14 protein-coding genes and 2 pseudogenes are annotated in these 17,619 nt (G+C 72.1%); 8 read left to right on the top strand and 8 right to left on the bottom strand.

Going from position 1 to position 17,619, the window contains the following annotated elements; all coding sequences use genetic code 11:
- Nucleotides 1-26: 26 nt before the first annotated feature.
- Complete coding sequence (locus GGG17_RS12145; RefSeq protein ID WP_311966646.1) at nucleotides 27-2,297, bottom strand: ATP-dependent DNA helicase; 2,271 nt, start codon at nucleotides 2,295-2,297, stop codon at nucleotides 27-29.
- Nucleotides 2,298-2,413: 116 nt separating this feature from the next.
- Between GGG17_RS12145 and GGG17_RS12140 the strand changes: the two genes are divergently transcribed.
- From GGG17_RS12140 to GGG17_RS12125, 5 genes and pseudogenes are all read left to right on the top strand, one after another.
- Nucleotides 2,414-3,394 carry a ribose-phosphate diphosphokinase gene (locus GGG17_RS12140; protein WP_311966645.1) on the top strand — a complete coding sequence of 327 codons (981 nt, stop codon included), beginning with the start codon at nucleotides 2,414-2,416 and terminating at the stop codon, nucleotides 3,392-3,394.
- Nucleotides 3,395-3,504: 110 nt separating this feature from the next.
- Nucleotides 3,505-6,102 (top strand): AMP-binding protein, encoded by a 2,598-nt coding sequence (locus GGG17_RS12135; protein WP_154593988.1) that lies wholly within the window; start codon nucleotides 3,505-3,507, stop codon nucleotides 6,100-6,102.
- A gap of 47 nt (nucleotides 6,103-6,149) precedes the next feature.
- A complete protein-coding gene (locus GGG17_RS12130) occupies nucleotides 6,150-6,923 on the top strand; it encodes a class I SAM-dependent DNA methyltransferase (protein ID WP_154593987.1) in 774 nt (257 codons plus the stop codon).
- Between the two features lie 107 nt (nucleotides 6,924-7,030).
- Nucleotides 7,031-7,459: pseudogene (locus GGG17_RS16580) on the top strand (VOC family protein); the annotation flags it as partial.
- A 72-nt stretch (nucleotides 7,460-7,531) separates the two neighbouring features.
- Nucleotides 7,532-7,987: a GNAT family N-acetyltransferase gene (locus GGG17_RS12125; protein WP_311966702.1), complete on the top strand. Its 456-nt coding sequence runs from the start codon at nucleotides 7,532-7,534 to the stop codon at nucleotides 7,985-7,987.
- A gap of 121 nt (nucleotides 7,988-8,108) precedes the next feature.
- On the opposite strand, the gene GGG17_RS12120 is transcribed toward GGG17_RS12125, so the two are convergent.
- The gene (locus GGG17_RS12120; RefSeq protein WP_154593986.1) at nucleotides 8,109-8,789 is read right to left on the bottom strand and encodes a winged helix-turn-helix transcriptional regulator; all 681 of its coding nucleotides are present in this window, start codon (nucleotides 8,787-8,789) and stop codon (nucleotides 8,109-8,111) included.
- Between the two features lie 61 nt (nucleotides 8,790-8,850).
- Here GGG17_RS12120 and GGG17_RS12115 point away from each other — a divergent pair, with 61 nt between their 5' ends.
- Together GGG17_RS12115 and GGG17_RS12110 are read left to right on the top strand one after the other, a co-directional pair.
- Nucleotides 8,851-9,486, top strand: coding sequence for a maleylpyruvate isomerase family mycothiol-dependent enzyme (locus tag GGG17_RS12115; RefSeq protein WP_154593985.1), 636 nt, complete (start codon nucleotides 8,851-8,853; stop codon nucleotides 9,484-9,486).
- Nucleotides 9,486-10,106 carry a maleylpyruvate isomerase family mycothiol-dependent enzyme gene (locus tag GGG17_RS12110; protein WP_154593984.1) on the top strand — a complete coding sequence of 207 codons (621 nt, stop codon included), beginning with the start codon at nucleotides 9,486-9,488 and terminating at the stop codon, nucleotides 10,104-10,106. Before GGG17_RS12115 ends, GGG17_RS12110 begins: the two co-directional genes overlap by 1 nt.
- Before the next feature lie 204 nt (nucleotides 10,107-10,310).
- On the opposite strand, the gene GGG17_RS12100 is transcribed toward GGG17_RS12110, so the two are convergent.
- Nucleotides 10,311-11,411 carry a GNAT family N-acetyltransferase gene (locus GGG17_RS12100; RefSeq protein ID WP_195849227.1) on the bottom strand — a complete coding sequence of 367 codons (1,101 nt, stop codon included), beginning with the start codon at nucleotides 11,409-11,411 and terminating at the stop codon, nucleotides 10,311-10,313.
- A 5-nt stretch (nucleotides 11,412-11,416) separates the two neighbouring features.
- Entirely contained in the window at nucleotides 11,417-12,541 is a 1,125-nt protein-coding gene (locus GGG17_RS12095) for a GNAT family N-acetyltransferase (protein WP_195849226.1), read from the bottom strand.
- Between the two features lie 73 nt (nucleotides 12,542-12,614).
- Here GGG17_RS12095 and GGG17_RS12090 point away from each other — a divergent pair, with 73 nt between their 5' ends.
- Entirely contained in the window at nucleotides 12,615-13,109 is a 495-nt protein-coding gene (locus GGG17_RS12090) for a peptidase (protein ID WP_154593980.1), read from the top strand.
- 101 nt (nucleotides 13,110-13,210) lie between these two features.
- On the opposite strand, the gene hflX is transcribed toward GGG17_RS12090, so the two are convergent.
- The 4 genes and pseudogenes from hflX to GGG17_RS12070 form a co-directional block, all read right to left on the bottom strand.
- Nucleotides 13,211-14,701 (bottom strand): GTPase HflX, encoded by a 1,491-nt coding sequence (gene hflX / locus GGG17_RS12085; protein ID WP_154593979.1) that lies wholly within the window; start codon nucleotides 14,699-14,701, stop codon nucleotides 13,211-13,213.
- Nucleotides 14,702-14,997: 296 nt separating this feature from the next.
- A pseudogene (locus GGG17_RS17390) lies at nucleotides 14,998-15,276 on the bottom strand (thermonuclease family protein); the annotation flags it as partial.
- Between the two features lie 267 nt (nucleotides 15,277-15,543).
- Nucleotides 15,544-16,272 carry a recombinase family protein gene (locus GGG17_RS12075; RefSeq protein ID WP_154593977.1) on the bottom strand — a complete coding sequence of 243 codons (729 nt, stop codon included), beginning with the start codon at nucleotides 16,270-16,272 and terminating at the stop codon, nucleotides 15,544-15,546.
- A 140-nt stretch (nucleotides 16,273-16,412) separates the two neighbouring features.
- Nucleotides 16,413-17,195 carry an integrase core domain-containing protein gene (locus GGG17_RS12070; RefSeq protein ID WP_230082949.1) on the bottom strand — a complete coding sequence of 261 codons (783 nt, stop codon included), beginning with the start codon at nucleotides 17,193-17,195 and terminating at the stop codon, nucleotides 16,413-16,415.
- Nucleotides 17,196-17,619 lie beyond the last annotated feature (424 nt).

Raw genomic sequence — 17,619 nt, 5'->3', positions numbered from 1 at the left:
CCCGGCGCTCCGAGGCCCAGCCCCGCTCAGTCCTGGTCGAAGGTGAAGCCGCTCTGCGGCTGCAGCGACAGCCCGAGCGCAGCGAGACGGGCCTCGACCACCTCCGGCTCGATCTCGAAGTGGTCGGCGAGCTCGTCGAGCGACAGGCCGGCATCGACGCCCTCGCGCAGCTCGGTGTCCCCGGCGTCGGTCCACGGGTGGCCGCTCGTGACGGCGGTGCGGGTGGAGGGCGGGGCCGGGTGCGGCTCGGTCGCGGACGGCCGCGGCGTGGCCGAGACGACGTCCTCGGTGACCTCGCCCGTCAGGGAGCGCAGCGCCGGCTCGTGGACCGGGGTGACGGGCGCGGCGGTCTCGTCGAGACGCCGCAGGGCGCCCAGCACAAGCTCGCGGTCGGTGGTGGGCCAGAAGGGCGGCAGCGAGCGCTGCAGGAACCCGGCGTAGCGGGCGGTCATCATCCGCGGGTCGAGGAAGGCCACGACGCCGCGGTCGTCGCCTCGCCGGATCAGCCGGCCGGCGCCCTGGGCCAGGCGCAGCGCGGCGTGGGTCGCCGACACGGCCATGAAGCCGTTGCCGCCCATCCGGCCGATCGCCTGGGTGCGCGCGGAGGCCAGGGGGTCGTCGGGGCGCGGGAACGGGATGCGGTCGATGATCACGACCTGGCAGGACGTGCCGGGCACGTCGACGCCCTGCCACAACGTCATCGTGCCGAACAGCGCCACCCGCGGCTCGCGCGCGAACTGCCGCACGAGAGTGGTGGTCTGGTCCTCGCCCTGGCACAGCACCTCGATGTCGGTGCCGTCCGCCGCGAACCGCTCGCGCAGCGCCTCGGTCGCCGCCTGCGCCGCCCGCATGGACGAGAACAGCCCGAGCGCCCGCCCGCCCGACGCGCGCACGAGCGCCTCGATCTCGTCGAGGGTCTGCTCGGCCGTGCCGTCGCGCCCGGGTGGGGGCAGGTGCTTGGCGACATACGCGATCGCCTGCCTGGGGTAGTCGAAGGGTGAGCCGACGTCGAGCCCGGTGTAGCCGGGCGCGCCGTCGCCGCGCAGACCCAGCGTCCCCGCGACCGCGTCGAAGGTCCCGCCGAGCTCCAGCGTGGCGGAGGTCATCACGACCGTGCGCTCGCCGAACAGCTTGTCCCGCAGCAGCATCGCCACGCTCATGGGCGCGACGCGCAGCACTCCCCCGCGCCGCGGGTCCTTGGACAGCCACACCACGTCGAGCTCGCGGCCCTCGAGGATCCGCTCGGCGGTGTCGAAGGTCTCGTCCACCGCCGCCTGCGCCACCTTGCGGGCGCCCGCGTCGGGGCCGTCCTCCTGCCCCTTGTCGGGCTTGAGCTCGGTGAGGACAGATCGCGCGGTGTCCCGCACCCGGGACAGCGCCTGGATCAACGACTGCGGCGGGTCGGTCAGGCGCCCCTCCTCGAGCGACTCGACCACCTCGCCGAGGATGTCGCCGGCCTCCGCGAGCGCCGAGGCGTCGGCGAGCCGGCCACAGCGTCTCGAGGCCGTCGCGACCATGCCGGCGCTCAGCTCGTCGGTGACCGTCGCCGTCACGCGGTCGACCAGCTCGTGCGCCTCGTCGACCACCAGCACGTCGTGCTCGGGCAGCATCATCCGCCCCTCGAAGGCGTCGATCGCCATGAACGAGTGGTTGGTCACGACGACGTCGACGTCCTTGGCCGCCTCCCGCGCGCGCTCGACGAAGCACTCCGCACGCTGCGGGCACTTCGTGCCGAGACACTCCTGCGCGCTGACGCTCACCTGGCGCCACGCCCGCTCGCTGACGCCGGGGACCAGCTCGTCGCGGTCACCGGAGACGGTGTGCTCGGCCCAGCTGCGCAGCCGCAGGACCTCCTGGCCGAGGCGTCCGACGCCCGCGTCCACAGCGGCCACCCCGAGCAGGGAGTCGGCGTCGTCGTCCGGCATACCGCCGTCGAGCTTGTGTCGGCAGACATAGTTGCGGCGGCCCTTGACCAGCGCGTATGACGGCCGCCTGCCCGCCAGCGGGGTGACCGCCTCGGCGAGGCGCGGCAGGTCGCGGTCGACGATCTGGGCCTGCAGGGCGAGCGTCGCCGTGGCGACCACGACCGGCTTGTCGCTGCCGAGGGCGTGCAGCAGGCTCGGCACGAGGTAGGCCAGCGACTTGCCGGTGCCGGTGCCCGCCTGGACCAGCAGGTGCTGGTCCCGGTCGATCGCGTCGGAGACGGCGTGGGCCATCTGGACCTGGCCGGGGCGGGTGCTGCCGCCCACCCCTGCGACGGCAGCGTCGAGGTAGCGATCCAGGTCTGGGTGCGGCACGCCGCAACCCTATGGCACGGGCGTGACAGACCCCCGCCACGCGATCACGCACCGGGTGCGCGGCGTCGATATGCTGGCCGCAACCCGCTCCCCCCGTCCCCTCGAAGGTGCCCCTCGTGCGTGACATCGTGGTCTTCTCCGGCAGCGCCCACTCCGAGCTCGCCCGACAGATCTGCGACGAGCTCGGCGTGCCGCTCTCGAGGGTGGACGTGGTCCGCTTCAGCAACGACTGCCTGCAGGTGCAGCTGCTGGAGAACTGCCGGCAGAAGGACGTCTACCTCGTCCAGCCGCTGGTCCCCCCGACGCAGGAGCACCTGTTCGAGCTGCTGCTCATGATCAACGCGGCGCGGGGAGCGTCGGCCGCCTCGGTGACGGCCGTGATGCCGCACTTCGCCTACGCCCGCTCGGACAAGAAGGACGCCTCCCGCATCTCGTTCGGCGGTCGCATGGTCGCGGACCTCCTCCAGACCGCCGGCGCCCACCGGGTGCTCACGATGACGCTGCACGCGCCGCAGGTGCACGGGTTCTTCTCCGTGCCGGTGGACCACCTCACCGCGACGGGGGTGCTGGCCGACCACTTCCGCCAGCGGGACCTGACCGACCACGTCGTGGTGTCCCCCGACTTCGGCAACGCCAAGACCGCCTCCCTGCTCGCGCGCCTGCTCGGCCTGCCCGTCGCCGCCGGGTCCAAGCAGCGCAAGGCGGACGACAAGGTCGAGATCGACATGATCGTCGGCGACGTCGCCGGCAGGACGGCGATCGTGCTCGACGACGAGATCGCCACGGGCGGCTCGATCGTCGAGCTGCTCGGCAAGCTGCAGGAGGCGGGGTGCCAGCAGGCGGCCGTGGCCTGCACGCACGGCCTGTTCACCGGCAAGGCCGTGGACCGGCTGCGCGACCACCCCATGATCAGCGAGGTGGTGACGACCGACACCGTCCCGCCGCCGCAGGGCTGGCCCGCGCTCAAGGTCTGCTCCACCGCCGACCTGTTCGCCGAGGCGATCGCCCGCATCCACGCCGGCGCCTCGATCTCGAGCCTGTTCGACGGGGTCGACCCGGCCTATGCCCCACCCCAGATGACGCTCGACTTCTCCTGACTGGCAGGATCCAGCCTCGTCACCTGCTGGCGAGGTCCCCGTGACCGCGCGTACCTTCATCCCTGGGAGTGGCCTGAGACCGATCGGGTTGCGGGATCGACGGGGGCACCATGAGCGAGGCCGTGTGGACGGAGCTGTCCGAGCGCGATGTCGACGGCGGGGTGGTGCCCCGGTTCCGGCAGGTGGCGTCGGCGCGCCCCGAGGCGGTCGCCGTGTCCGACGAGGACGTGACGCTCACCTATGCCCAGGTGGCGCAGCGCGCGGCGGCCATCCTCGCCGGTCTCCGTGAGGCGCTGGCCTCCCTGGACCCGCCCCCGGCGCGTCACGGCGAGGACGCCTTCGGTGCCGCCGAGACCGTCGCCATGTGCTGCGACCACAGCGCCGACGCCGTGGTCACCCTGCTGGCCGTCGTCGCCTCCGGCCACCCGGTCCTCGTGCTCGACCCCCGCACGCCCGGCCCCCGCCAGGCCCAGCTGGTCGAGCGGGCCGGCGCCCGTCTGCTGGTCACGGACCCCGCCAACGAACGCCTCGCCTCCGAGCTGCACGTCGTCTCCCTGTCGGTCCGCGGCCTCGAGCCCGCCGACCCCGAGACGCTGTGGAGCGACCCGCCGTCACCGACGTCCGTGGCGGCACTCGCCTTCACGTCCGGGTCCACCGGCACCCCCAAGCCGGTCGCCAACGACCACCGCCTCCTCGTCCGCGACGCCTGGAACAGCGCGATCGCCACCGGCTGCTACTCCTCGACCGACACGATCGCGCACACCCTGCCGATCGCCTTCCACGCCGGCCTGACGACGACCCTGCACGGCCTGCTCGTCGGGGCCCGGATGCGGTTGTACGACGCCCGCAGCCGCGGCATCGCCGGCCTCCCCGAGGTGGTCGCCGAGCACGGCTGCACCCTGATGATCACCAGCCCCGCGATCCTGCGCGGCTTCGTCACCACCTCTCCCGAGCCGGCGATGCTGACGACGCTGCGCAACCTCACGGTGGCCGGCGAGGCGTCATACGGCCGGGACATCGAGGCGGTGCGCCCCCTGCTGCCCCCTGGCTGCCTCGTGCGCAACCGCTATGGCTCGTCCGAGACGGGCCTGATCGCCGAGTACGTCGTCGGCCCCGACCATCCGCCGCTCCACGGCCCGCTGCCCGCCGGCAGGGGGGTCGGACGCACGGTGCTCAGCGTGCTGGACCAGGACGGCGCGACCGCCGCGCCCGGGGCCACCGGTCGGCTCGTCGTCACGGCCCCCCAGGTCGCGACGGGCTACTGGCAGCTGCCGGAGGCCACCGCGGACGCGTTCGCCGACCTCGAGGACGGCCTTCGCCGCTACCGCACCAGCGACCTCGGCCGCGTCCTGCCGGACGGTGCGATCCAGATCGTCGGACGGGTCGACCACAGCGTCAAGGTGCGCGGCTACCTCGTCGACCCCGGCGAGGTCGACGCCGCACTGTTCGCCCTCGAGGACGTCCGGGAGGCCGTGGTCGTCAGCGGGCCACGCCCCGCAGACGGTCGGGCCCGGCTCGTGGCGTATGTCGTCCACCGCCGCCTCCCCGCGCCCCCCACCGGTCCGGGGCTGCCCGGCGCGGAGCTGCCGGACCCGGGGCTCGAGGCAGCGTGGCGGCAGGCGCTGCGAGGTCAGCTGCCGGCCCACATGATCCCCGAGGCCTTCGTCCTGGTCGGCGCGCTCCCCCGTAACGACCGCGGCAAGATCGACCGCGCCGCCCTCCCCGAGGCGCCCGAGCGCGCCCCGTCCGACGTCCACACCTCACGCTGGGAGGCACTCGTGGCCGAGCAGTGGGCGGCCGCGCTGGAGCACGACGGCCCGCTGGGGCCCCACTCCGACTTCTTCGCCCTGGGCGGGGACTCGCTCGCCGCCGAGGCGCTGATGACGCGGCTCGTGTCCGAGCTGGGGGTCGACCCGGACCGGGCCCGCACCACCGTCCTCGCACAGGCGCCGGCGCTCGCCGACTTCGCAGAGGCGGTCCGCGGCACGGACGCCGGCCCAGACCACTGCCTCGTCCCGCTGGTGACCGGACCGGCCGAGACACCCGTCTTCCTCGTCGCGGGGGCTGGAGGCATCGGCATCGCGCTGAGGCCCATCGCCCTGCGACTGGGCGGGCGGCCGGCATACGCGCTCCAGAATCCCGTGCTCGAGGCCCGCGGCCTGCCCGACCTGACCCTGCGCGGGCTCGCCCGGCGCTACGTCAAGGTCGTGCGGAGCGTGCAGCCCGAGGGGCCCTACCTGCTCGCGGGGCACAGCTTCGGCGGGCTCGTGGCCTTCGAGATGTGCCACCAGCTGCGCGCTCTCGGGCAGGAGGCGCGGCTGGTCGTGATCGACTCCTTCCCACCCGAGCCCACGCTGCACCCGGAGCCGGTCGAGGGCACGTCGGTCGCCGCGCGCACGCGCTCGCTGGTGCGTCTGGTGCGCGCATCCCTGCGCGACACCGCCGGCGCCACGGACGCCTGGCGGTTCTTCGTGCAGTCCGACAGGATGGCGCGCGCCTATCGCTCACAGCCGTGGCCCGGCCCCGCGCTGATCCTGGTGGCCCAGTCCCCCGAGAAGGACGCCCGTTCCCGGTGGGCACCTCACCTCATCGGCCCCCACGCGCAGGTCGAGATCAGCGGCGACCACTTCACGCTGCTGCGCGAGCCGTGGGCCGAGGAGGTCGCCTCCCACCTGCGGGACTTCTTCGGGTCGGAGCCGGCCGCCTGACGCCAAACCGGTGGCCGTCCGGCTCGCGGTCCGGGCACGCTGGACGCATGCCCCACGACCTGACCTCGCTGGACCACCTCGACCAAGAGCAGCTGTGGGACGCCCGCGCCGCAGCGAGCTATGACACCCCGGGGACCGGGATGGAGGCGCCCGACGTCCTCGGCCCCACCGTCGACCGTCTCGCCGACCTGGCCGGCGATGGCCGCGTGCTCGAGCTCGCCGTCGGGACGGGCCGGGTCGGCATACCTCTCGCCCGGCGCGGGATCTCGGTGACCGGCATCGAGATCAGTCGCCACATGATCGCCCGCCTGCGGGAAAAGGTGAGCGACGCCGACCTGCCCGTCGTGCAGGGGGACATGGCGAGCACCCGTGTCCCGGGCGAGTTCTCGCTCGTCTACCTGGTCTACAACACGATCGGCAACCTGCTCACGCAGGACGCGCAGGTCGAGTGCTTCCGCAACGCGGCTGCGCACCTGCGACCAGGCGGCAGGTTCGTGATCGAGCTGTGGGTGCCGCAGCTGCAGCAGGGGGCGCCCGGGGTGCCCGCGCTCGTCGGCGCGGTCGAGGACGGCTATCTGCTCGTCGACACCCTCGACACGGCGACGCAGCGGCTGATGTCCCACCACGTCAGGTTCGGTGAGGGGCGCTCGGCGACGGTGGGGCGCTCCCCGCACCGTTACGTCTGGCCGTCCGAGCTCGACCTGATGGCGCGTCTGGCCGGGATGGCGCTGGAGTCGCGCGACGCCGACTGGCGAGGTGCACCCTTCACCTCGGAGTCGGGCTCGCACGTCTCGGTCTACCGCACGGCCTCCGACGTCTGACCCAGCGCGCACATCTGCTGCACATCGGGTGTTCGCTCTGCGAATCCTGTTGTGCCCCAACGAGCGCATCCGTCGGGCAGGCTGCATGTGCAGCACTTGTGCACCGCATGTGGGCGCGCGACAATCTCGGCGTGGGAAACCCGTCCGTGCTGCACACCGTGCTCGACGCCGAGGACGTCCGCTCCCTGGCGGAGTTCTACCGCCGGCTGCTCGGGCTGGTCTATCGGCCCGGCGACGAGCCTCCGGCTGACCCGGCGTCCGACGACGCCGACTGGCTGGTGCTGACCCGGCCGGACGGCACGCGGACGCTCGCCGTCCAGCAGGTCGAGCACCTGCAGCGGACCACCTGGCCGGCCCCGGACGTGCCGATGCAGCTGCACCTCGACCTCACCGTCCCCGACCGGGCAGCGCTGGAGGAGCACCACGCACGCGCCCTGACGCTCGGGGCCGAGCTGCTCCTCGACCGGACCGACGATCCCGACGAACCCCTCTACGTCTACGCCGATCCCGCGGGTCACCCCTTCTGCCTCTTCGTCGCCGAATCCCGGACCGAGGACCTCGACCACCTCGTCGTCGACGGGCGCACGCTCCGGGTCCAGCGCGCCGGGGTGGCCGACGTCCCGGCCATCGTCGGGCTCCTGCGCGACGACCCCCTCGGGGCGGACCGGGAGGTCGCGGACCTCGAGCCGTATGTCGCTGCGTTCCATCGCATCGAGGCCGACCGGTCTCACCTGCTCGTCGTGGTCCGCGACGAGGCGGACCCCCACGAGCAGGTGCTGGGCACCATGCAGCTGACGATCCTGCCCGGGCTGTCCCGCTCCGCCACGACGAGGTTGCAGGTCGAGGCCGTGCGCGTCGCGGACCGCGCCCGCGGATCCGGTCTGGGGGCAGCGATGCTCGCCTGGGCCCACCAGTGGGGGCGGGAGCGCGGAGCGTCGCTCAGCCAGCTGACCACCGACCTGACGCGGCAGGAGGCGCACCGGTTCTACGACCGCCTCGGGTATGCCGCCAGCCACGCGGGGCTCAAGCTCGACCTGGCCCAGGCGGACCGCAGCGGCGCCTAGCTGTACTGACCGGGCAGGTTGGTTGAGTGGCTGCGGCCGACGAACGGGAAGGCCTCGGCGGGAGGGCGTTCAGCCGCAGTAGGGCGCCTGTCAAGCGCAGCACAGAGACACCCGGACGACGTTAGGAGAGGCGTGTGGCCGCCAGGAGCCATTGCACGGGCTTCGGGTCGCCTGTCGTGATGATTCCGGGGGTGCTGGGCGTGTACTGGTCCTGTCCCAGGATGATGGCCTTGAGGGCTCGTGTTGTCGCGGTCAGGTCGGCCGTCGAGGCGCTCGGGGAGGGCTCGCGGACGATCGTTGTCTCGTCGGGGGCCAGGCGAGCGAGATAGGTGACGTATTCGCCAGCTGCGGCCCGGCGCGAGTCGGTGAGGTGGAGGGCGACCGTTGCGGGGCTGGTAACGAGGTCGGGGCGCGGTCGCGCGTGGGCTCGCATGGTCAACACGAGGGTGTCCGGGCTCATGTCGGCGTCCCATGGAAGGGAAGGTGATGCGACTGCCCAGGCAGCCAGCTCATTGTTCACGCGCTCAAGCCCATGCCCCCACGAGGTCAGTTCGTAGTGCTCACCGGGGAGCCCGTCGACCTCTGTCTTGACGGCGATGCCAGCTTGGACCAGTTCACCGAGGCGGCGCGTCAAGATCGTTGGCCCGATCCCCATCACGTCGCGCTGCAGGTCCGAAAAGCGTTTGGGGCCGAGCAGCAGCTCGCGCACAACGATCATCGTCCACCGGTCCCCGATGAGGTCCAGCGCGTGTGCCGCAGCGCACCCGTCGTTGTAGGACCCGTATGTCTTTCGCTCGCCCATTGACACAGATTACTACTGAAAGTGTAGCGTCAGTGCTACCAAAACAGTAGCAAGGAGCGCGATGAACGACCAGCTGTTGACCTGGACGCACCAAGCCCGACAGAGGCTGGCGGACGACCTCGGAGGCTTGACGGCAGCGTACTGGCGAAGCCCGAGCCTGTGCTCGGGGTGGGATGTCGAGCATGTAGTGGCGCACCTGACGGCTGCCGCCTCCACCAACCAACTCGCGTGGCTGCGAAGCATCATCCTGTCGGGATTCCGGCCTGCCGTTCACAACGAGCGACGTCTTCGTGAGCACCTGGGCAAAGACCCCGCAGAGACGTTGGCGCGCTTTCGGGCGGTCATCGCTTCGTCCGTTGCCCCATCCAAGGACTTGGCCGCGTATCTCGGAGAGGTTCTCGTCCATGGAGAGGACATCCGGCACCCCCTCGGTATCCCGAGCGTGGTCGACGTCGGCGCCGTGACGCAGGTCGCCGAGTTCTACGCGAGCCGCAACTTCGCCGTCAACAGCAAGAGCCTCGCGTCTGGGCTGCACCTGCGCGCCACCGACGGCACCTTCGAGCACGGCAACGGCCCAGAGGTGGCGGGCCCCACGCTCAGCCTCGTCATGGCGATGGCCGGGCGGCCGAGCCACCTCGACCAACTCGCTGGCGACGGCATCCCCGTCCTGGCCTCGCGACTCGGAGAGGGGTCCTGATGGACGCGATCTGGAACTCTGTCCACCGCGAACGGGCAGCACTCATCCGCGACCTTCGCGACCTCGGCCCGCACGACTGGGATGCCGAGTCCGGGTGTCGAAGGTGGCGGATTCGCGATGTGGTCGCCCATCTGGTCGACACGGCCGCCACCACCCCGACCACCTTCCTCACAGGCATGGTTCGAGCCGGATTCGACTTCGACCGGCAGAACGAACTCGGTGTGGAACGCTACCGAGACAAGCAACCAGACGAGCTCATCAGCCTGCTTGTGCAGGTCAGGGATCGAACGTCTGGCCCACCTCGCTTCATGGCTCCACTGGCCACGCGCCTTGTCGAGGAAATCGTGCACGGCGAGGACATTCGCCGCCCCCTCGGTCTCCACCGGGAATATCAGCCAGAGGACCTCCAGATGGCCATCGAGTACCAAGTGGCCACAAGCGTCAGGATTGGGGGCGCCCGAGAGAAGCTGGTCGGAGTCATGCTCGTCGCCGACGACATCGACTGGACCCACGGTCAGGGCTCGGTCGTGACCGGACCAGCCCTCGAGATCCTCATGCTCGTCTGCGGGCGGCCTCCAAGGTCTGGAGTAGTGGCCGGGCCGGGGCTTGTGAGGTTCTGATGACTGGTCCGTCACGCCTGCACGCCAACGCGGCGCTCACTCCAAGGCACCGAATGATCGTCGCTCGTCTGGTTGTTGACGATGGTTGGCCGATCGGGCCCTGCCCCCGGTTCTTGGACACGGGGGCAGGGCCCCACAGCCTGCGGGAACCAGCCGCCCTTCTCACGATTGATCAACGTCCCCGGGCAGTACACCTAGCCCGGTCTAGCGAAGCCCGCGGCGCCACTCCTCCGCGGTGATCTCGTAGGTGACCTCGCCCTCCTCAGCACCCGGCAGCGGGTCGTCCCACGCGCGCACCTCGGTCGAGACGTGCCGCATCCCGAGCCTGCGCATGACGCCCCGGGAGGCGGCGTTGACCGCCATCGTCTCGGCCCAGATCCGTCGCAGCCCGACGGTCTCGAAGCCGTGGCGCACCAGCGCCGCCGCGCCCTCGGACGCGAGCCCCCGACGCCAGTAGCGACGGTCGAGCCGCCACCCGATCTCGGCAGCGTCCGGGCGCACCGGTGACCCCGGCTCGGAGTCGCGGCGCCCCAGGTCCCACCAGCCGAGGAAGTCAGCACCCGCGCCTGCGCCCGCGAAGCCCACCCACCAGCCCAGGCCGAGGGCGTCGCCGCTCGGGTCCGCGCACCTGGGTGCCCAGAAGGCGTCGATCTCCTCCGGCGTCCGTGCCCGCCCGAGCAGGTGGCGCATCACCTCGGGGTCCGCGTCGAGACGGTGCAGGAGCGGGAGGTGCTCGAGCGTCATGGGCCGCAGCGTGACGCGAGGCGTCGTCAGGACCGGTCGACCACCCGGGCCGGGCGCCAGGTCCTTGACCATCGCCTGGCGCGGCCACCGGTCCAGCCCCCGGTCGCGCTCGTGCTGCCGCGCCGCCGCCAGTCCCGGGCCGAGCGACGCCACCGGCAGGACCCGCCACCCCAGCCGCTCGTAGTAGGGACCGTTCCACGGCACGTCGCGGTAGGTCGTCAGGCTCATCTCCGCGTGCCCCGCGGACCGCGCCCACGTCTCCGCGGCCTCGAGGAGCCGCGCCCCCAGGCGCTGCCCCGCCTGGTCCGGGTGGACGCTGAGCTGGTCGACGTGCGGGTGGCCGTCGACGAGCCCGACCCGCACGAAGCCGACCGGCCGGTCGTCCTCGTCCGCCGTCACCCACAGCGTGCCCGCCGCCAGGGCGGGCTCGAACGCCTCGGGCGGGTCCGGGGGCATGTCCGCCACCAGGTCCATGCCGGCGCCACGGAAGAGCGGTCCCCCGGAGGCGTCGATCGCCGGCAGCAGCGGCAGGTCGTCGTCGCGGGCCACGCGAATCGTCATACGGCTCATAAGGATCCCTCCGCCACCACGGATGCCCCGGTCACCGACCGGACCATCCAGACGCTGTCACGCCGGTCGTCCGCGCTCAGCCACAGGGAGCGCGGCACCCGCCCCACCTCGGTCCACCCCATCCGCGCGTAGAACCGGCCGAGCCCCAGCCCGCTGCGATAGGTCAGGTCGCACACCTCGAGCCCGGGGAGCGTCCGGGCGACGGCGTGCATCCCGGCGAGCGCCACGGCTCCCAGGTTGCGCCCCTGCACGGCCGGGTCGACCATGAGGCGCTTCAGCGTCGCCGTGTGTCGGAAGAGCCCGTCCGCGCTGCGGATCCACCAGCCGAACCCGAGCAGGAGCCCGGTGTGGTCCCGCAGCACCGCCAGCGTCCGCAGCTCGTCGTCGGTGGCGGCGAGGGCGTCGTCGAGGGTCACCGCGACGGCCTCGCGCGGCGTGTCCCGGGTGAATCCCACCGCTCCCCCGGCGGCGTTCACGGCGCACCACAGGTCGAGCATCTGGTCCCGCAGCGACGGGTCCGCGGATCGCTCGGAGGCGCCCACGACGCGGACCCGCGGTAACCACCACGCCCGCGACGGCCCTGCCTCGACCGGGTCCCCCGGGATGACGTGCGGCTCGCCCGGCACCAGCCCGGCCGAGGCGGCGGTGCGCCCGGAGGCCGGGTTGTCGTCGCGGGCCACCGCCCGCGCCCGCCACCCGGGCAGCCACTCCGCGGCCCACGCGGTGGCGGCCCGGGCCGCCTCGCGTCCCAGGCCCTGCCCGTGGCTCTCGTGGGCGAAGCGGTAGTAGAGGTTGACGACACCGTCCTCGCCGTGCGCGAGCGGCCGCACCCCCACCACTCCCACGGGGCGCCCGGATCCGCGGTCCTCGGCGACCCAGTAGCCGAACCCGTCTGTCTCCCAACCCTCGACCCACGTCTGCAGACCGACCAGGTTGGCGGTCCGGTCGGTCGTGACGGCCCATGGCGCGTGCTGATAGAGCCGCTCGTCGGAGTGCAGGGCGTGGTGGAACGCCGCGTCCGCCGTCGTCGGCGGTCGCAGGCGCAACCTGGCCGTCTCGACGGTCCGGGGCGCACCCGGGTGGAGGGCGCGCGGGGCACGGTCGGGCGGGGCGGTGGCCATGGCGTCGACGTTAGCCGTAGCCTCCGACAGACCCCACCGGACCCCACTCCCCCACCCCCGAGGACGCTCACCCATGCCGTATGCCGCCACCGTCGACCACCCCGGCGGCACTGCACGGTTCGACGTCACCCGTGACGCCCTGGAGATGGTCGCCTCGCTCGGCGGCCACCTGCACGCCTACGTCGGCGGCGAGGGATGCCGCGCCCAGAGCCTCGCGTTCACGACGCGGGAGCCGCGCCGGGCCCTGGAGTGCCGGGTCGACGTGCCCGAGACCGCGGACGACGTCGACTGGGAGGGCACCGACTGGACCGAGGAGCGTCTGGCGGCCCTCGCCGAGCGAATCCCCTTGCGGGACTGCCGGATCACGGTCAGCGCCGAGCTCGCGCCCCTCGTCGACGGCGGGGAGCTCGACTTCGGGGACTACCTGCGGATGGAGCGGTTCGTGTGGGCGCGCCTGGCCGGCGAGGCGACGCGCGAGGGCCGCCGCTGCACCTGCCTGCGCAGCGTCGGCGTCCCTCGCGGCAAGCGGGCGACCTGCCTGGACGACGCCCGCCAGGGCCTCACCTGACAGTCGCTCCGACGGCCTGCCGGCGGTCACCAGGGTCTCCGAGGGCCGACGCGACGGACCGCTCCCCCACCGGCTGGAGGGGCGGCCCGGGCGGTCCGGCTTCAGCGCGAGGCGGCGGGCTCCACGGCATACGGCGTGAGCTCCCCCGCGAGGCGCGGGTGCACCAGGGCGTGGACCAGGGTCCCCTCCGGGGTGTGCTCCTCGCTCACGACGTCACCGTCCGCGTGCAGCCGGCTGACCAGGTCGCCCCGGTCGTAGGGCAGGAGCACGTCGACGGGGATCTCGGGCTGCGGGAGCTCCTCGGCGACGAGCCGCCGCAGCTCGTCGATGCCCTCGCCGGTGCGGGCGGACACGACGATCGAGTGCTTCTCGTTGGCCCGCAGGCGCATCAGCACCTCGGGGTCGGCGAGGTCGGCCTTGTTGATGACGATGACCTCCTTGAGGCGGTCACCACCCACCTCGGCCATGACCGCGCGCACGGCGCTGATCTGCCCCTCGGGGTCGGGGTGCGACCCGTCGACCACGTGCAGCAGCAGGTCCGAGTCACCGACCTCCTCCAGGGTCGATCGGAAGGCCTCGACCAGCTGGTGCGGCAGCGCGCGCACGAAGCCCACGGTGTCGGCCAGGGTGTAGGGCCGCCCGTCCGGGGTCTCGGCGCGGCGCACCGTCGGGTCCAGCGTGGCGAAGAGCTGGTTCTGCACGAGCACCCCCGCGCCGGTGAGGCGGTTGAGCAGCGAGGACTTGCCCGCGTTGGTGTAGCCGGCGATCGCCACGCTGGGAATCTCGTTGGCCTTGCGGCTCGCCCGCTTGGCGTCGCGGCCGGTCTTCATGCGCTTGATGTCGCGCTTGAGCTGGGCGATCTTGGTGTTGATCCGCCGGCGGTCGAGCTCGATCTTGGTCTCGCCGGGGCCACGGGAGCCGATGCCGACACCGCCGGCGGCCTGGCCACCGGCCTGGCGGGACATCGACTCACCCCAGCCGCGCAGGCGCGGCAGGAGGTACTGCAGCTGCGCCAGCTCGACCTGCGCCTTGCCCTCCCGGGACTTGGCGTGCTGGGCAAAGATGTCGAGGATCAGCGCGGTCCGGTCGATGACCTTGACCTTGACGACGTCCTCGAGGGCCCGGCGCTGCCCAGGGGTGAGCTCACCGTCGCAGATGACGGTGTCGGCGCCCTCCGCGACCACGATGTCGTGCAGCTCGGCGGCCTTGCCGCTGCCGAGGAAGGTGCCGGCATCGGGACGCTGGCGCCGCTGGATCACGCCGTCCAGGACGGTGGACCCGGCAGTCTCGGCGAGGGCCGCCAGCTCGCGGATGGAGTTCTCGGCGTCGGTCGCGGTGCCCTCGGTCCAGACGCCGGCCAGGACCACCCGCTCCAGGCGGAGCTGGCGGTACTCGACCTCGGTGACGTCCTCGAGCTCGGTCGACAGGCCGCCGACGCGCCGCAGGGCGGACCGCTCCTCGCGGTCGAGCTGCTCGCCGTCGTAGCCGTGGTCGCCCTCGTCGTCGAACGGGGCCTGGTCGACGGTGGCGCCCTCCTCGGCCAGCGCCTCGGCGCGGGAGCGGAAGAGGTCGAAGTGTGGAGTAGAAGTCATATCCCCTCAAGGGTCGCACGGGCCCCACCTGGGCGGCGAGCCGTTTAGTCCAACGCTGGACAGCCCTGCCGTATGCCGCGCCCGACGTGATCCGGGGCCGGGGCCACGCGCCGCCGCCGACCCGAGCTGAGCTCCCAGCTCACTGCGCGCCGTCCACGCGCCCCAAGATGCCCCCGAACGACCCAAGCTGAGATCCCAGCTCACCAAACTCGCCCACCGCCCCGCACCCCGGCACTCGCTTCGCTCGACCCGGGCACGGCCCCGTGGACGACCCCCACAGCGCGCAGGTCCAGCCGCTAACGGCCCACCTTCGTGCAGGTCCGCCAGGCGCCGGCGGGCTCCGCCCGCGCCTGGCGTTGCGCATCCTCGTAGCGCGCCATTCGCCCGGGCCGATCCGCCGTCCGAGGCGCCCACGCCTCCGCCCATCCGGATCGCACCTGACGCTCTCCTACGTCACCCGTGGCCGTCTCGACGTACCCCAGCAGCCGCCCGAAACGATCCCTACTAGCCACATGCGGGTCATCGGACGAGACCCGCACCACCTGGCCCATGACTGTCTCCGCCAGGGCCGCTCGCGCGCTCTGGGCGCCGCACTCGGCCGGGACCGCGCTCTTGCTGGCGCCGGGGCTCGTGCCCGAGCTCCGGCGCGTCGATGCCGAGCAGCCGCACCCGCTCCCTTCGCCCGTCGGCCTCGACCGTCACCGTGTCCCCGTCCGCCACGGACACCACTACCCCCGTCACGACGCCGCCGCCCTCCCCCTCCCCCTTGCTCGTGTCCACAACCGGGTGCGCGCACCCTGCCAGGACGAGCACCACGAGCGGAGTCAGCGACGCGGTCACCTTCACGATCCGGCGCTCCGCTCCGCGGCCGCCGCGGCGCGGCGAAGCGCCCGCCGTCGCTGCGCCGCGGAAGGCTCTGCGACCTCGTCGTCCTCGAACAGCGCCACGGTCTCGGCGCCCCTCATCTTCGGCGGCTCCGCCACCGGTCGGGCGTAGCCGCCCGACCGATTGGCCGCGTCGTAGATCACCCGCCGCGAACACCCCAACTCCTTCGCCAACGCCGCCACGGACTCCCCCGCCAGATACCGTTTGCGCACCTGCTCGGCCTCGGCCTCGGTGAACTTCCGGCGCCGGCCCTTGTAGACACCGCGCTCCTTGGCCAGCGCGATGCCCTCCGCCTGCCGCTCGGCGATCATGGCCCGCTCCAGATCGGCGGCCGCCGCCAGAACCTGCCGCTGAAACCTCGCGTACTTGTCGTCACCCCCCGGTGCGAACGTCAGGTGATTCGAGACGAACTCGACCGTCACGCCCTTCTCCACCAGGACACCCACCAGCCGCTCCAGGTCTACGAGGGAGCGGGCCAGTCGGTCGATGTGGGCGACACGAACGGTGTCACCTCGCCGCACGAAGGCGAGCAGCTGCGCCAGGCCGTCCCGCTCCGTGCCTCGCTTCCCGCTGGCGACGTCCTCGAAGGTCGTGTCGACGGCACCGATCGTCTGCTTCTGGCGGGCGGGATTCTGGCCCGCGCTCGACACTCGGATGTAGCCGACGGTCTGCCCCTGTGCGCCCATGCCCCCGACCCTAAGCGCATTGTGTGCATCAACAGGGAACTGTGGGTCGCAGGAATAAACGGCGCGAGTGTCGCAGGCTTTGATGACCTATTGACGCATCCGGGGCCGTCGGCGCCGTCCTTGGGTCATTGTGTCCCGCGTCAAGTAGTTGGCAGGATTTCGGGCTTGGAAAAGTGGGGGATGCCGGGGTCGGCCAGACCGCGGTGGACCTGTGAGGGCCGATTCCAGGACAGCGCCTCGTGGGGTCGGATGGTGTTGAACTGGGCCCGGTAGGCATCAGCCTCTCGGACCAGGTCGAGAGCATCGTCGATCTGTTCGCGGTAGAGCCGCTCATACTTCAAGCTCTGGAAGGCCCGCTCACGGACCCCGTTCTGACCCGGCGTCCTGACGCGAGTGCGGACATGGCGCAGCTCGGGATGGGCCGTGATGAAGTGCTCGAAGCGGAACGAGCGGAACGGTCCGCCGTTGTCGGTGACCAACGTGATCGGGACGATCTCACCCGTGGTGGGGTCGGTCAGGTGATCGATGAGCTTGGTGCCGTCGAGCATGGCCTCGGCCTCCGCGAGGGCAAGTTCGACACCGGCGATGGCGTCGTGCTGGTTCGCGGTGGGTGACCAGTGCCAGCCGAACTCGTACTTCGAGTAGTAGTCCGCGACGCCGGCGACCCGCCAGGTCCCGCCCCCAGTGGTCTCGTACTCACTGAAGTCGAACTGCCAGACCTGGTTCGGACCCGTGGGTGCCGCGGCGAAGGCGGCCTTGCGTTGCTTGGCCAACTCCCGGCGCTGTTTCTGGTAGTCAGCATGGAGCAGGAGGCCTTCGTGGGCCATGATCCGCAACACCGTCGACGGCGAAAGCCCGTGCCCGTCGTGACGGACCATGGCCCAGATCTTGCGATGGCCCCAGGCGGGATGCTTGCCGGCCATCGTCACCACAGCTTCCCGGTGCTGGTCGCGTGATGGGGCCGCCAGGGACCTTTGACTGGTTCGCCTGCCCGGGCTTTGGCTTGCCAGCGTCGCCAGGTTCGTTCGGGAATGTCGAGCAGGTCGCAGAACCTCGAGGTCGACATTCCCTCGTCGATCCGGATTACCTCGAGGTCTTCGAAGGGCCCAACCGGCCCTCCGCGCTCTTCTTCCAGACCCGGAGTTCGACCGCGGCCTCGCCGAGCGCCAAGGTGAGGTCTTCGACCTGGGCCTCCAGCTGCGCCTCGCGGGTCGACGGCCTGAACCGCCCCGGGTTCAGTGGAGAGTCGTGTGTGCTTCGGCGGCGGTTGCCGTCGAAGGGTTGCGGGCAGCGTAGTAGGCGTTCTCGTACGCTGCGGGTGCGAGGTAGTCGCACCAGGAGTGCGGG

Source organism: Arsenicicoccus cauae, assembly GCF_009707125.1.
Lineage (GTDB): Bacteria > Actinomycetota > Actinomycetes > Actinomycetales > Dermatophilaceae > Arsenicicoccus > Arsenicicoccus cauae.
This window is presented reverse-complemented; position numbering and strand designations above follow the sequence as displayed.